Origin of the sequence: Nocardia sp. NBC_00565, from assembly GCF_036345915.1 — a bacterium.
Lineage (GTDB): Bacteria > Actinomycetota > Actinomycetes > Mycobacteriales > Mycobacteriaceae > Nocardia.
Genome location: NZ_CP107785.1, coordinates 2,364,621 through 2,379,625, shown reverse-complemented (window position 1 = coordinate 2,379,625; position 15,005 = coordinate 2,364,621). Strand labels below are relative to the sequence as shown.

The 15,005-nt window shown below is 65.6% G+C and carries 14 protein-coding genes and 1 pseudogene; all 15 read right to left on the bottom strand.

Annotation, left to right across the window (positions count from 1 at the left end):
* Positions 1-108: 108 nt before the first annotated feature.
* On the bottom strand, positions 109-696 hold the full coding sequence (locus tag OG874_RS11455; protein ID WP_330255099.1) for a PaaI family thioesterase: 588 nt from the start codon (positions 694-696) through the stop codon (positions 109-111).
* 9 nt (positions 697-705) lie between these two features.
* Complete coding sequence (locus OG874_RS11450) at positions 706-1,629, bottom strand: LLM class F420-dependent oxidoreductase (protein ID WP_330255098.1); 924 nt, start codon at positions 1,627-1,629, stop codon at positions 706-708.
* Between the two features lie 13 nt (positions 1,630-1,642).
* Complete coding sequence (locus OG874_RS11445) at positions 1,643-2,833, bottom strand: acyl-CoA dehydrogenase family protein (protein WP_330255097.1); 1,191 nt, start codon at positions 2,831-2,833, stop codon at positions 1,643-1,645.
* 7 nt (positions 2,834-2,840) lie between these two features.
* Complete coding sequence (locus OG874_RS11440; RefSeq protein WP_330255096.1) at positions 2,841-3,425, bottom strand: flavin reductase family protein; 585 nt, start codon at positions 3,423-3,425, stop codon at positions 2,841-2,843.
* Positions 3,426-3,456: 31 nt separating this feature from the next.
* Positions 3,457-4,344 (bottom strand): alpha/beta hydrolase, encoded by an 888-nt coding sequence (locus OG874_RS11435; protein WP_330255095.1) that lies wholly within the window; start codon positions 4,342-4,344, stop codon positions 3,457-3,459.
* Between the two features lie 108 nt (positions 4,345-4,452).
* Positions 4,453-5,655 (bottom strand): thiolase family protein, encoded by a 1,203-nt coding sequence (locus OG874_RS11430; protein ID WP_330255094.1) that lies wholly within the window; start codon positions 5,653-5,655, stop codon positions 4,453-4,455.
* Between the two features lie 38 nt (positions 5,656-5,693).
* Positions 5,694-7,184, bottom strand: a complete 1,491-nt coding sequence (locus tag OG874_RS11425; protein WP_330255093.1) for an aldehyde dehydrogenase — start codon at positions 7,182-7,184, stop codon at positions 5,694-5,696.
* A gap of 23 nt (positions 7,185-7,207) precedes the next feature.
* Positions 7,208-7,990, bottom strand: coding sequence for an enoyl-CoA hydratase/isomerase family protein (locus OG874_RS11420; RefSeq protein ID WP_330257261.1), 783 nt, complete (start codon positions 7,988-7,990; stop codon positions 7,208-7,210).
* Between the two features lie 132 nt (positions 7,991-8,122).
* A pseudogene (locus tag OG874_RS11415) lies at positions 8,123-9,568 on the bottom strand (class I adenylate-forming enzyme family protein); the annotation flags it as partial.
* Positions 9,569-9,576: 8 nt separating this feature from the next.
* A complete protein-coding gene (locus OG874_RS11410; protein WP_330255092.1) occupies positions 9,577-11,130 on the bottom strand; it encodes a class I adenylate-forming enzyme family protein in 1,554 nt (517 codons plus the stop codon).
* A 58-nt stretch (positions 11,131-11,188) separates the two neighbouring features.
* Positions 11,189-11,698, bottom strand: coding sequence for an aromatic-ring-hydroxylating dioxygenase subunit beta (locus OG874_RS11405; protein ID WP_330255091.1), 510 nt, complete (start codon positions 11,696-11,698; stop codon positions 11,189-11,191).
* Positions 11,699-11,701: 3 nt separating this feature from the next.
* Positions 11,702-12,994, bottom strand: coding sequence for an aromatic ring-hydroxylating oxygenase subunit alpha (locus OG874_RS11400; RefSeq protein ID WP_330255090.1), 1,293 nt, complete (start codon positions 12,992-12,994; stop codon positions 11,702-11,704).
* Positions 12,991-13,482, bottom strand: a complete 492-nt coding sequence (locus OG874_RS11395; RefSeq protein ID WP_330255089.1) for an OB-fold domain-containing protein — start codon at positions 13,480-13,482, stop codon at positions 12,991-12,993. Before OG874_RS11395 ends, OG874_RS11400 begins: the two co-directional genes overlap by 4 nt.
* Positions 13,479-14,600 (bottom strand): thiolase family protein, encoded by a 1,122-nt coding sequence (locus tag OG874_RS11390; RefSeq protein ID WP_330257260.1) that lies wholly within the window; start codon positions 14,598-14,600, stop codon positions 13,479-13,481. The genes OG874_RS11395 and OG874_RS11390 overlap by 4 nt, the downstream gene beginning before the upstream one ends.
* A gap of 53 nt (positions 14,601-14,653) precedes the next feature.
* Positions 14,654-14,938, bottom strand: coding sequence for a hypothetical protein (locus OG874_RS11385; RefSeq protein ID WP_330255088.1), 285 nt, complete (start codon positions 14,936-14,938; stop codon positions 14,654-14,656).
* Positions 14,939-15,005 lie beyond the last annotated feature (67 nt).

The following is a 15,005-nucleotide window of genomic DNA, read 5'->3' as shown; positions in this document are numbered from 1 at the left end:
TCCGGAACTTGAAGTCCACAGCTGTGGGAGGTCCCCCTGCGCTGGCCCGTCAGCAGATCAATGGGTCCATGTTGTGGTGGGTGTACTGCTCGACCGCCCGGATCCGACTTACGGTTGTCCGGGCAGCAGACGCACGAATAGCGCCTCGGCTTCCGCACACAGCTCACCGTCGTCCAGCAGTCGACCGGAGATGAAGGTTTTGCGGCCCTCGACCCGGTCGATCGACACGTCCACGCGCAGCGGCCGATTGATCGGCGTGATCCGGCGATAGTTCACTTTCAGATAGGCGGTGCGCGAACCGGGTTGGGCTTTCATCCCGACGAATATGCCCAGCAGATCGTCGAACATCGCCGGGATGTGCCCACCATGGACCGCACCGTTGCCACCGAGGTGGGCGTCGGTGAATTCCACGACGGCCTCCGCGGTCGAATCGTCGATTCTGCTCATGATGTACGGAATGATTGCCGGATGTACCACCTCCGGGGAGATACGCCGCTGCGCGGGCCGGTCCGGCTCAGGAACTCGATAGCACTCCAGTTCTGCTGCGGTGGAGGCGAATTCACGAATCAGGTGACGCAGGATCGGCACCGGCGGTGCTGCCGCGCACAGTGCCGACTGCAGGTTGCGGAAGGCCGCGGCCAACTCGACATATCCAGGTGTGGTGCCGGTATTGATATCGGGCAGCTGAGAAACCATCGACAGCTCTCACCGGCTCCGCTTGATCAAGCGGTCGGCGATCAAGGACACGTCACGGTAGAAATCGTCGATGCTGCGGCTGGCCGGCTCGACCGTGATCCAGGTGACACCGGCCTCCGTGTACTCCGCGAGCAGCGGCTCCACGGCGTCACAGAACGCCGTACTGTCACCGCTGTGCAGCAGGTTCGCTTCGAACGGCACGAACGAGATGTCGATAGCAGGCTTCCCGGCCTCGGATCGTCGCGCGTTCTGGTCCGCGATCATCGTCCGTAGCGTGGCGATATCTTCCAGCGGCGGCGTCCTGGTGATCTTCGCCATCTCGGCCGACTGTCCCATCGGCATCCAGCCGTCCCCGAGTTCGACCGCGCGCCGTCGCGCGGCCGTGCTGTTGCCGCCGATCCAGATCGGCGGGCCATTCGGCTGGGCGGGTGCGGGCAGCGAAATGTGGCCTGGCACACCGAACTCCGGGCCATCGTGTTCGGCGCCCGCCCACGTCGCCCGCATCGCGAGGATGGCTTCGTCGAGAAGTTTGCCGCGTCGCGCGAAATCCGCGCCGAGGGCATCGAATTCCGATTTCAGGTAACCGGCCGCGAGACCGAGCGTCAGTCGGCCGCCGGACAGCAGGTCCAGACTGGCCGCCGATTTCGCACCCAGATAGGGGTTCCGGTATCCGGCGACCATCACATAGGTGATGAGCCGCAGGTCCCGGGTGGCCTCGGCCGCGATGCTCAGCGACACGAACGGATCGAACGCATGGTGCCCGCCGTTGGCGAGCCATTGCTTATCCGGATAGGGATGCTCACTCATGGACAAAGCGTCGAATCCCGCGTCCTCGACGAACTTTGCCACGGCGCCGAGACTGGACTCGCCGATCCAGCGCGGGTAATGCTTGACCGCCCGCATCGGGAACATCAGATTGAACTTCAGATTCATCACATACCTGTCTTCACTCGAGTAGTTTCCTGGCGACAACCACCCGCTGTACCTCGGTCGCCCCCTCCCCCAGACGCTTCACGCGCAAGTCCCGGAACCACCGCTCCAACGGCAGTTCATCGGCCAGGCCGAGCGCGCCGTGAATCTGGATGCACCGATCCACGACCCGGAACGCGACCTCGGTGCCGTACAGCTTCGCGACCGACGCGTCGACCTTCACGTCCTTGCCGAGATCGGCATTCCACGCGGCCTGGTACATCAGCAGCCGAGCCGCGCGCAGCTCGACCTCGCTGTCGACCAGCATCCATTGGATGCCTTGCTTCTCGGCGAGCTTGCCGCCGAATACGTCGCGGTCCTTCGCCCACCGGCAGGCCATATCCAGCGCGGTCTGGGCGATGCCGATCGGTCCGGCCGGATAGATGATCCGGCCGTAGATCAGGAAGTCGCTGGCCAGGGCAAACCCTTTGCCCTCTGCGCCGATCATGTTCTCGGCCGGGATGCGCACATCGTCGAAATGCACTTCGAACGGCGAGAACGAGGCCATCACACCGATCCGGCGGAATGACAGACCCGGGGTGTCCTTCTCGACGATGAAGCAGGAGATGCCACCGCGCCCCTCCCCGGTGCGCGCGTAGACCACACCCCAGTCGGCGCTGTCGGCGTGACTGGTCCACATTTTCGCGCCATTGAGCACGTAGTGGTCACCGTCGCGGGTGGCCTTGAGTTTGATCGCGCGGGCCGGGTCCGACCCGCCCGATGCCTCGCTGATCGCCGTGTAGGCCTTGGTGCCGGTGCCGTCGATGATCGGCCGCGCGTACTTGGCGAACTGCTGGGGCGTCGCCTTGAACATCACGTTCGGCGGGTTTCCACCGAATGCGCCGAGCGCCGGAAAGAATGCGCCCATCCGGCATTTTGCGGCCTCTTCGGCCACCACAACCTGCCCGAGCACGCTCAATCCGGCTCCGCCGAACTCCTCGGGAGTCTGCATGGCCCACAGTCCCAGCCGACGAGCCTTGTCCTGCAACGGGATCAGCTGCTCGCGCGGTAATCCCGTGGCATCGTGCGGCAGGTGCTCCTCCAGCGGATGCACCTCGGTCTCCATGAACCGTCGCACGGTGTCGCGCAGCATCCGGAACTCTTCGGGCAGCTCCCACGCGCCCGTGAGCTGCCCGGCCTCGACACGATCGGAGGTCAGCGATGACATCGGCTGATCAGACCTTCTCGCCCGCACGGTAGGAGCGGGCACTCTCCAGCTGCGGAATGTGGTTGGTCTCGTACTGTTCGATCCAGTCGGCGGGCAGTTTGCCCCATGCCTCGCCGATCCGGAGGCGTTCACCCTCGTGGAGGATCTCCGCCGCGACCACATCGCCGACGAAGATGGTGTTCTCTTCGACGTCCAGGGTGGCGATGACCCGGGCTTCGACGTAACTGTGCGCGTCGAGCAGAATCGGCGCTCCGGTCACTCCGGTCTTGGTGCGCAGCTTCGAGAGTTTGTCGCCGTCGCGACCCGAGCTGCCACCGAGCGTCATCAGGATCTCGAGCGACTTGTCCACCTGCTCGGGAGCGGCACTCAGCAGGTGCATCACGAAGACACCGGAGTTGAGCAGCATCTCATGGGTCTTGTTGTACTTGGTGAGACTTACTGTGGCCCTGGGCAATTCGGGCACGATGCTCGCCGCGCCCGCGGACAGGCTCATGAGTCCGTTGGCGAATCCGCCTTCGATCGTGGTGACCGCGACCGGAAATGGGCGCAGTCCGCCCAGGACCTTGTTTGCCGCAGTGGCGTCGAGTGTCATTGTGGTGATTCCTTTCGGATCGAATGCACGGTTACCTGCTCGCCGGCATCGATGAGTCGAGGTAGTCGAGCAGGCTCGCGGTGAAGACGTTGTTGTCGTCGCCTGCCACCATGTGACCGACTTCGCGGACATCGGTGACCAGCGAGTGCGGTATCAGTTCGCGCATCTCGGCGACCCCTTCATCGGAGACGACGTCGGAGAGTTGGCCACGCACGAGCAGGACGGGACAGGTGATCTGCTGCGCCGCCCGCTTGGCCCGCTCGTAGATCTCCTTGCTGACCGGCATATCGCCGTCGGCGTCCGGCGATCGCAACATCGCGGGATCCCAGTGCCAGTGCCAGCGCCCCTCGCGAAAGCGCAGGTTCTTCTTCAGTCCATCGACCCCGGCCGGACGCTTGCGATGCGGGTTGTAGGCCGCGATCCGCGCCGAGGCTTCCTCGAGCGAGGCGAACCCGTTCGGCGCGCTCATCATGAAGTCACGAACCCGAAGACCGCCGGTGACTTCGACCCGCACCGCGATATCGACCAGTACGATCGCATCGGCCAAACCGGTATCCTCGCCGACCGCGATCAGCGAGACTTTCCCGCCGAGCGACGCACCGACCAACGCGATCGGCAGACCCGGATACTCATGTCGCACATGGGCGACCAGCGCACGGACATCGTCGACGTTCGCGGCGACGCTGTAGTCGCCGCCATGGTGCCAGTCGCTGTCACCGTGGCCGCGCAGATCGATCGCATAGGCCACCCAGCCGGCTTCGGCCAGGAGCGCGCCGGTCCGGTGCCACGAATATCGCGTCTGGCCGCCACCGTGCAGCAACAACACCACGCCCCGACCTTCGCCAACCCGGCCCGGCGTCCATTGGTCCGCTGCCAGGCGCAGGCCGGCGCCGGGCAAGTTCAGCTTCAGGTGCCGCACTGCGACCGTTCCCTTCTATGCCATTGCCAACCGTCCAGGTCTCGGTGCCGCCTGGCTCGACAAAACACCTCAACCATATCTGACAGTATTGTCAATTTCTATCTCGGATCACGCGGGCGCCCCAACATTGATGAGCACCGCTCCCGCCTGCCCGCCACCAGCACACATGGCCGCCACGCCATAGCCACCGCCACGTCGCCGCAGCTCGTGCACCAGAGTGACGATCATCCGCGCACCCGACGCCGCGACCGGGTGACCGAGGCTGCAACCACTTCCCGCCGTGTTGACGATCTCGTCATCAATACCGAGCGTCTTGCATGCTGCCAGGGGCACGGACGCGAAGGCTTCGTTGATCTCCCAGAGCGCGACATCGGAGATCGAGATGCCACCGCGCTTCAGCACTTTCGGGATGACATCCAGTACCGCGAGTCCCGTGTTCGCCGGATCGATCGCGGTCGACGCCCATGCGGTGACCGTGGCCAGCGCCTCGAGGCCCTGTTCGCGCGCCAGCTCGGAGTCGACGACGACGACCGCGGCCGCCGCATCGTTGATGCCGCTGGCCGTGCCCGCGGTGATGGAGAACCCCTCGATTTCCGGGTGCAGCACCTTCAAACCGGCCAGCTTCTCGAGGCTGGTGGCCCGGCGCGGATGCTCGTCGACCGTGAAGTCCACCTGTGAACCGTCGGCCTGCAGTGCCTTCACCGGGACGATCTCGTCATCGAACACACCGGAATCGATCGCCGCGACGGCCCGCTGATGCGAGCGAAACGCCCACGCGTCCATCTCCTCGCGGGTGATCCCCACCTTCTTGGCGGTGTTCCAGCCGACCGTGATCGACATATCCATGTTCGGCGCCTCCGGGCTGTCCGGATGCGTCGGCGGCATCCACTGCTCGGTGAATTCATCGATCGTTCCGGGCGTCCGGAACTGCTGCATCGGACTGGTCGACTGCGAGTTCACGCCGCCGGCGATGATGACCCGCTCGGCCCCCGCGACGATCTGCGCGGCGGCGGTGCCGATCGCGGTCAGGCTGCCTGCGCAATGCCGATTCACCGCTTGCCCAGGAACCTGCGGCATCCCGGCGGTGACCGCCGCATACCGGGCGATATCACCGCCACCGTAGTTCGACTCGGCCAGAATGATGTCATCGACCTGAGCCGGTGCGAGGGTGGATCGGCGCAGGGCTTCCGCTACGACGATCTGCGCGAGTTCCATCGCGGTGGTGTCGCGGAGGGTGCCCTTGAAAGCCGTCCCGATCGGGGTTCGCACGCCCGCGACGATGACAGCTGCTGTCTTGTTCGAATCTGTCATTCCGATTTTCCTTTGGAGTGGATGGGTGGACCGCGTCGTCAGCCGAGGGTGAACGGATCGCGGGTCTGGCCGCTCAGTTCGACCCAGATGGCCTTGGTTTCGGTGAAGTCCTTGACGGCATCGATCCCGTTTTCGCGGCCGATGCCGCTCTCGCCGATGCCGCCGAAGGGCACGCTCGGGGACACCGCGCGATAGGCGTTGACCCACACCGTGCCTGCCCGCAGCGCGGCGGCCACCCGGTGCGCGCGATGAACGTCCTTCGTCCATACCGAACCGGCGAGACCGAACCGAGTCGCATTGGCCGTCGCAATGGCCTCGTCCTCGTCGGTGAAGGTGGCGACAGTCAGCACGGGGCCGAAGATTTCCTCCACGACCACGCTCATCTCCGGCGTCACATCGGTCAGGATGGTCGGTCGCACGAAGTACCCGCCGAGCTCCGGAACCGCCGCGCCGCCGCAGGCGACGGTGGCGCCTTCTGCTCGCGCGATATCGAAGTAGGACAGCACCTTCCGGTATTGCGGCTCATTCGATACCGGCCCCATCTCGGTCCCCGGGTCCTGGGGATCGCCGAGGACTATCCGTTCGGCGCGGTCGACCAGCTTGCGGATCAGCTCTGTTGCCACGCTCTCGTGCACCAGCAGTCGCGAACCGGCCAGACAGGTCTGGCCGGTCGCGGCGAAGATTCCCGCGATGATGCCATTGGCGGCGGCGTCCAGGTCGGCGTCCGGGAACACCAACTGCGCCGACTTCCCGCCCAGTTCGAGGCTGAACCGCGTCATATTCTCGAGCGCGGCCCGACCGACCTTGATGCCGGTCGCGGTCGAACCGGTGAAGGCGATCTTGTCGACCCCCGGATGCGCGGCCAGCGCGGCACCGGTCTCGGGCCCCCAGCCGGTGACCACGTTGACGACACCCGGCGGGAACCCCGCCTCATCGAACAGTCGCACGAAGGCCAGTGTGGAGGCGGGTGTGTAGTCGCTCGGCTTGATCACAAAGGTGCACCCGGCCGCCAGTCCCGCCGCCAGCTTCCAGGCCAGTAGCAGCAGCGGGGAGTTCCATGGCGTGATCGCGGCGACGACCCCGACGGGTTCGTGCCTGGTGTACACGAGATAGTTCGGCTTGTCCGTCGGAATGACCTCGCCCTGCAGCTTGTCGGCCATTCCGGCGTAGTAGTAGTAATACTCGGGCAGCGCCCGCATCTGACCGGCCATCTCGCGCAACAGCTTTCCGCCGTCGCGAACCTCCAGTTCGGCGAGATTGTCGGCCTCGCGGGCGATGACATCGCCGAGTTTCCACAACAGCTTTCCGCGCGCGGTGGCGGTCAACGACCCCCACGGACCGTTGAATGCCGTCCGGGCGGCGTGCACCGCACGATCCACGTCCGCCGTTCCACAGTCGGGCACCCGGGCCCACGCCTGTCCGGTGTAGGGGTCGAGGGATTCGTAGGTTCCGCCCGACTCGGCACCCCCCTCGATACCACCGATGACGAGCGGAAGGCTGACAATTTCATCTGTTCCGGCACTGGTCACAGCACACTCCTGGTTGGTCGGGTTCAGCGAAAGCGCGGAGCTCGCTTGTTGGTTCGGGAGTCGGTGCGCCCGTCGCCGGGGTTACCGATCTGGGTGTAGGACAGGCCGTTTCGCTGCGCGACCGACGGCGTCATCTCCAGCGCTTCCCAGATCGCGCGCACCGTGCCTTGAATGGCTTCCGGGCGGCGGGCCGCGATCTCTTGCGCGAGTTCCTGTGCACGCGCACGCAGTTGGCCGGGCTCGACGACCTCGGTAACGATGCCGACTCGCAGCGCGGTCTCCGCCGTCATCCGCTCATCGCTACCGAGCAACGCCCAGCGCAACACCTCGCCGACCGGGATCCCCCGCGCCAGCATGCCGATCGGTTCCAGCGCCGATACGATCCCGGCGTTCGCGTGTGGATCGAAGAAGGTGGCCTCCGACGAGCAGATCACGATGTCGGATTCGTTGATGAAGTACATCGCGCCACCGGCCGCCATGCCATGGACCGCGCAGATGACCGGCTTCCACACCCGGTGCTGCCGCGGACCGAGCGCGACGCCGGGATCCTCTTGATTCCAGCGGCTCTGGTGCGTCCACCAGGGCCCCTCGCCGAGGTCGATGCCGGTGCAGAAGGCGCGCTCGCCATTGGCGCGCAGCACCGCGACGTGGATGTCGTCGTCATCGCGAACCCGCTGCCACACGTCCACCATCTCGTCGGCCATCGCCTTGTTGAAGCTGTTCAGGCGATCCGGGCGGTTGAGTGTGATGGTCGCGATGTGGTCGGCAACCTCGAACTCGATCGTCGTATAGTGCACGTCAGGCATCTCGATCCGCCGATCTTGCTGTGCTGGTTCGGCATCGGTGGAGAACCTTTTTCGCAGTGCGGGTTTGGCGATCTTGCCGAGTGAGTTCCGCGGCAGTTCCGTCACGATCTCCACCTGCTCCGGGTACTTCCGGATATTGAGCGAGGTACCGCGCAGGTAGCCGCGGATCGAATCGAGCGTGGGCGGCGAGTCAGCGACCTGCGGTACCACCACGGCACACACCCGCTCGCCGGACACGGGGTCGGGCACACCGATGACGCACACATCGGCGATCGCGGGATCCGCGATGAGCGTGTCCTCGACCTCGCGCGCGGAGATGTTCTCCATCTTCCGGACGATGATGTCCTTGATGCGACCGGTCACGGCCAGGCAACCGTCCGCATCGACATACCCCAGATCCCCGCTACGGAAGAACCCGTCGGCGTCGAGCGCGTCGGCGTTCAGCGCGGAATCGACGTAGCCACTGAACAATTGGGGTCCGTAGACCCGGATCTCACCGATCTCGCCGACCTCGGCGACCGTATCGTCGGACCGCACGATCCGGACGAAACCGCCGGGGCCGGGCTTTCCCTCGCAGATCGCGTGCTGTTCGTCGGTATCCGACGGTGAACCCCAGGAGATGTAAGGACATTCGGTCATTCCGTACCCGGAGATGATGCCGACACCGCCGAGCCGGTCGCGCGCTTGTTCATGCTGTTCCCGCGGCCGGGGCGAGCCACCCGCTAGGGTGGCGCGCGACGTCGGGAACAGCGGTGACACACCCCGCTCGCGTGCGATCCGGAGGTACTCGTTGGTGAACGGCAGGCCGGACCCGACCAACGTCACGTCCTCGGCGATGAGCTGGTCGGCGATCTGTTCCGGTACGAACTTCGCGCCGATGATCAGCAGATGCCCGACCAGCAGCGCGTGCAGCAGGTGCGCGACGCCGCCGATGTGGGCGAACGGGGCCAGCGCCGCGCATCGATCTTCCGGGCGCACCGCGACATTGGCGATGAATGTGGCTGCCGCCGCCAGCAACGAGCGGTCGGTGTGCTTGACGCCCTTGGGTACCCCCGTCGTTCCCGAGGTGTAGAAGATCCAGCGCACATCGGGTTCGAATCCGGGCGCGGCTCGCTCCGGCAGCACTATCGGGATGTCGGCCGCCAGATCATCGACCATGACATGCACCGCGGGAACCTGCTCGTCGGGTCCGGCGGCCGAGCCGAACTCCTCGGCCGCGAAGCGCTCGGTGACGATGAGCAATCGGGTCCGCAGCCGACCGGTGATGTGTGCGACCTCATCGGCCCGCAACATCATGATGAGCGGGTTCTGCACCGCCCCGAGCCGGGCCAGCGCCATCGACAACGCCATAGCCTCTACGGTGTTCGGGAGTTGCCAGGAGACGACGTCACCGGCTCCGATCCCGTTGCGGGCCAGCGTGGCGGCCATAGCCGAGACGAGTTCCGCGAACTCGCCGAAGGTGAACCTGCGATTGTTCTCGTCGACAAGGAATTCCGCAGTCGGCGTCGCGTGTGCCCGCTGCGCCACGAGCTCCCCGATCGACTCCGTCGCGGCAGGCAAGAATGCTGCTGTTTCCATCGCTGGTCCTACTCTGCCGCGACTCGAAGATCTTCGGCGATAACGCGTTTGAGAATCTTTCCGGCCGGTCCCAACGGGAACTCGGATCGGTAGACGAAGCGCCGGGGCTGTTTGTACCCGGCCAGCTCGGCCCGGCACAGCTCCCGCAGCTCCACCGTCAGCGTCTCCTCGTCCGAGCCCGCGCGCGCGATCACCACGGCGACGGGCGTCTCACCCCACTCCGGGTCGGGCACACCGACGACGGCGACCAGTTCGACACCGGTGTGGTGGCCGATCACGCGTTCGATCTCGGCCGGATACACGTTGAACCCACCCGAGATGATCATGTCGGTCTTGCGTCCGGTGATATGCAGGAAGCGTTCGGCATCGAGGTATCCGAGATCGCCGGACCACAGACCCGTCGGCCGGAAGGTCTCGGCGGTCTGCTCCGGCCGGTTCCAGTAGCCGATGGCGTTGGCGTCGCTGCGGATAACGATTTCGCCGATCTCGCCGGTGGGTAGCTCGACGCCGTCCTCGCCGACAATGCGGATCGAGCACATCGGTGTCTCCTGGCCGCACGAGGTCAGCACCGAGGTCTTCCCGGCCACCATGTCCCGATGATCGGCCGGTGTGAAAATCGTTGCCTGCCCACCACATTCGGTCAAGCCGTAGCGCTGTTGCAGATCGCAGCCGAGCAGGTCCATCGCCTTCTTCGCCAGACCGGGCGGAACCGGCGCGGACCCATAGCTGATCCGGCGCAGGCTCGACATATCGCGCGGCGGGCCCTCCTCCAGGATGCGCAAGGTGCGCGCCAGCATGGTCGGGATGAACGTCGTGAAGGTCACCTTGCTGCGTTCGATCTCGTCGATCACGGCCTGCGGGTCGAACTTCCGGTGGATCACCATGGTCTGGCCGAGATACATCCACGAGAGCGTGCGCACGCTGCCGCCCGCGGTGAAGAACGGGGTGGTGGCCAGAAAGACATCCGAGCGGTTGCTCTCGGTGACCAGTGTGGTGTCGATCGCCTGAGCCAGCAGGTTGCGATGGGTGTTCACCACCCCTTTGGAGCGGCCGGTGGTGCCACTCGTGTACAGGATGTTCAGGATGTCGTCCGGCCGGAGGTCGGCCGGGGTGGGATCGGTGGTCGCGCCCGACACGAGCGCGGTCTCGTAGTCGGTGCCGAGACCCTGCGCCCGGCCGTCCGGCCGAATTTCCAGCACCGCGTGCAGCGTGGCGAGCTCGCCGCCGAACCGTTCGGCCTGATCACCGTGAACTACCGCTGCCCGAGCAGCACAATCGTCGCGCAGATAGGCGAGTTCGTCCGGGGCCAGGCGGATATTGACCGGTACGACGACCATGCCCGCCTTGGCGACGGCGAACATGATCTCCGGCCATTCGGCACAGTTCCTGGCGATGACCAGCACGCGGTCACCTTTGACCAAGCCCTGTGCGCCAAGGTAATTCGCGAGCCGCCGGGCTCGCTCATCGACCTGCGCCCAGGTGCGCACGCAGTCGGACTCGACGACGGCCGGTTTGTCCGGGTACCGTCGCGCGTTGTTGGTGGGGATATCGCCTACGAGCACTGTTCCTCGCAATGTTGTCGTGAAAAAACATTTCGGTTCGGGCTGTCGAGCCGAGCCGCTAGATGAGAAACGCCAGGGTCTCGAGGGGACCGCCCGCGTTGACCAGGTGCACGGTTTTGGCAACCAGTCGCAGACCGTCCTCGGTCCGCCGGATCCGGTGGATGACGCGCCCGGCCCAGACGCGCTGGCTGTAGCGGTACTCGAAGAGCGCGAAGTTGGACCCGACCGTCACGACACCGTCGGCCGATTCGTCCGAGACCTCCATGTTGCTCAACATCCGGCGCATGACCGATGGCGGCGTCTGCGAGTGCCGATTGCCGGTATTGAGTTGCGCCACCCGGCTTTTGATCCGGCGCCGGTTGTCGTAGATGTAGGCGAGGTTGACCTTCGGATCGTCCTCGGGGCTCATCGGGACCCAGTAGAGCGCGTCATCGGCCCACAGGGTCTCCCACTCGGAGTACCTGGCCTCATCGGCGAGTCGCGCCTCGAGGTAGAGGAATGCCTCGATGTCGGGACTCGGTACGGGCAGAGACTCGGGTGTAGCGATCGCGTTCTCGGTGGTGGTCATGTCCTACAACTCCTGTCCGACGACGCTGGCCCACTGCCGGTAGAAACCGCGCTGTGGGGTCTCGGCGCTCTTGTCGCTGTTGACGATTCCGGTCTCGTCGGTCACGTCGGTTTCGATGCCGCGGGCCAGGCGCAGCCAGTCGGGCTTGTGCGCGGCGAGGCCGGCCTGGTTGCGCATCCCGATCTCACCGTCGTCGGCGATCAGGAAGCCCGAGGGCCCCATCGCACCCTCCGCGCGCCGGAGCATGCGCTGGTTCATCTCGTCCTGGCCGGGGAACAGCGCCGCCGTCGTGTACGCGATCGTCTCGTCGGGCGCGATCGGTTCGACATACATGATGTTCATTTCGGCGAGGAACAGATTCGGCCAGATCAGCGTGTGCGGCGGTCCGACAACGAGGCTTTCGTGGACCTTCTCCGGTCCGTGGGCGGCCTCCATCGACTCGATGTACTTCGCCAGCTTGGCGCGCGGAGTCCGCCCGTACCAGACGAACTCCTCGTCGAGCTTGCGGTACTCGGCCGAGTAATCGATCTCCGAGTGGCCGCCGCCCATATCGCGCACCACGACGTCGACCTTGGTCGGAATATGGGAGACTTTCGCCGGGCGGATCGCGTCGTAGACCGACGCGTGGGTGAACAAGGCGTGGTAGCCGTCGACGTTGTTCTCCACCACCATCTTCCAGTTCGCCCGATGGTGGTGCTTCATCCAGTTGGCCCGCAGATCGATGGTGCCGGTCGGCGACAGCGCGAGCAGACGGTCGATGGCGGTGGTCGCCCGGCCGAGGTGCTCGGTGAGCGAAATCCCTTCGGCCGCAAGAGAAGCAAAGATGAATCCGCGGTAGCTCTCCACCCGTGGCGCTTCGGCGAGAGCCAGCTCGGACCGGACCTTTTGGAATGTCTCGCCGTATCCCTCACGCATCGGGACCGCACTCAGCGCTCCGGTGTTACTGAACGTCCACCCGTGATAGGGGCAGCGGAAAGACGACGCATTTCCCTTCTCCGCGTTGCAGAGCTTGTTCGCGCGATGGGTGCATCGGTTGAGCAGCACCCGGATCTCACCGTCACGGCCTTGTACGACAACGACCGGGTCGCTCCCAATCCGGCGAGTCAGGTAGTCACCCGGCTCACTGACCTCGCTCTCGTGTGCCACATAGACCCATCCGCGCCGGAAGATCGTGTCCAGCTCACGCTGAAAGATCTCGGGCGAGGTGTAGACGGATCCGTGCACCCGGTCCTCGTGCACGATCTGCGAGACATCGAATTCCTCCGACGCCACGGGCGGCGGTTCGAGTGTGGTCATGGGTGTTCCTCCGAAATACTTTGGGCGGTAGATTCTTTGGTGGGCCGAGAGGGCAGGCGCACCAGGCAGGCAGCGGGGATGGCTACTCCGCCGAGACTGCGGAACCCGATCGTGACCTGGTCACCGATGTGGAATACGGCTTCGGTTCGGTCCCGCGAGGTCATGATCAGTCGATGACCACTGGTCAGCTCGACATCGAGGATGGGATAGGGAGCACCGGTTCGGACCAACCCGGGTTCCAGCCTGTGCATCATCGTGGCGGAGTGCACGGTGCCCGTGGATTCGACAGTGCGCCACAGGGTTCGAACCGATCCACAGTTGTCGCACACATGCTGGTCCAGATCGATGGGAGATTCGCAGTCCGCGCAGAACGGCAGGTCGAGCCGGTCGGCGGCGGCGGCGGAATACAGCGGCGCGAGTGTGTCATCGGCCGCGTCCGGGGCAAGGCCCGCGTCCAGTAGCCAGTCCACGTCGAGTGCCGTCGTCATGCCGCACGCTCCAGGATCATGGCCGCGTGGTGATCCACTCGGCCGCCGATGCCGCCGACGAGCGCCGTCGCGGCATCGGGCACCTGGCGTTCGCCACCCGCGCCGCGCAGTTGGACGATCGCCTCGGCGAGCGGCGTCATGCCCTGTAGGTAGAACCCGGACAACTGTCCCCCACCGGTATTGGTCGGCAGCGGCCCATCCGGACCGAGGCCGCCACCGGCGACGAACTCCGGCACGGTCTGCGATCCGGTGAGCCCATATTCGTCCAGAAGCATCAGGGTGACCACGGAGAACGGGTCGTACAGCTGCACCATGTCGAGGTCGCGACGCGACATCCCCGCCTGTTCGAGCGCGTCGTCGACCGCGCGCCGTCCGCCGCCGAACCAGGACTCGCCGCCGGCTCGCCGATGCCGCACGGGGTGGTCGCGACCGGTGCCGCGGATATTCAGCCGAACCGAATGTCCCACGGCGGGATCGCCGCTCACGATCACCGCCACCGCTCCATTGACGGGCCGGGCGCAATCCAGGCGGCGCAGCGGATCGGAAACCATCGGACTGTCGTAGTAACCCTGCTCGTCCAGGGGCGCACGCACGACCGCCGCCGGGTTTCCCCGCGCCCAGCGCCGGGCGGTGGTCACGACGGTGCACAGGTCGGCCTCGGATCCACCGGTCGTATGCAGCCAGCGCCGGGCAAGCAGCGCATAGGTCGGCACCGACCCGAGCACACCCGACGCGCGCTCCAGACCGCGTGTTCCCGCATTGCCGCCACTGTGCGCGTACGTCGACCCGGAGCCCTTACCGGCAACCAGTGGCGCGTCCGCGAAGACACACAGCACGGTCCGCGCGGCACCTGTCTCGATGGCAAGCTGCGCGCGCTGAACCATGGCAATCGTCGTGGCGCCCTTGATCTCGATGTGTTCGAGCAGCCGCAGGTCGGAGAATCCCCCTTGCGCCGCGAAGCCGACACCCAAACGGTCCGGGCGGACGCCTTGCGAGGAACCGACCAGCAAGCCATCGATATCTCGATGCTCGATACCGGCGTCTGCCAGCGCTGCTCGCGCGGCTTCAACCGCCAGTTGCAGCGGTGTCCGACCGGGGCGCAGGGACATCTCGGTCATCCCCATGCCGACGATCGCCACCCGGTTCGGCCTCGAAGCGCCGATCCCGGCGATCACCGCGGCTCCTCCGTTCGCACGGGCTCCGCAGGCCGCTGCCGCCGTTCGTCGCGATAGTTGCCGACACGCAACCAGTCATCTCGGTCCTCGCCGGTGGCAAGACAGAAACAGGCCAGCTCCAGTGGGGAGAGAAAGATGCGGTCGTTGCTGTCGAGATCCTCCACCAGAAGTCGCGGCCCGTTGCCACTCGTGTCCAAGGAGATCCGGACAGCGGCGAACTCGTTGGCCAACAGGGCCAACTCCCGCCGCTTGACGACGTGGTTTTCCTCTGCTCCAGACATGTTCCTCGATAACCCGATCGTTGCTGATCCGACACCGGGCCGGTGACGGAGAGATCCGCCTCCCTCG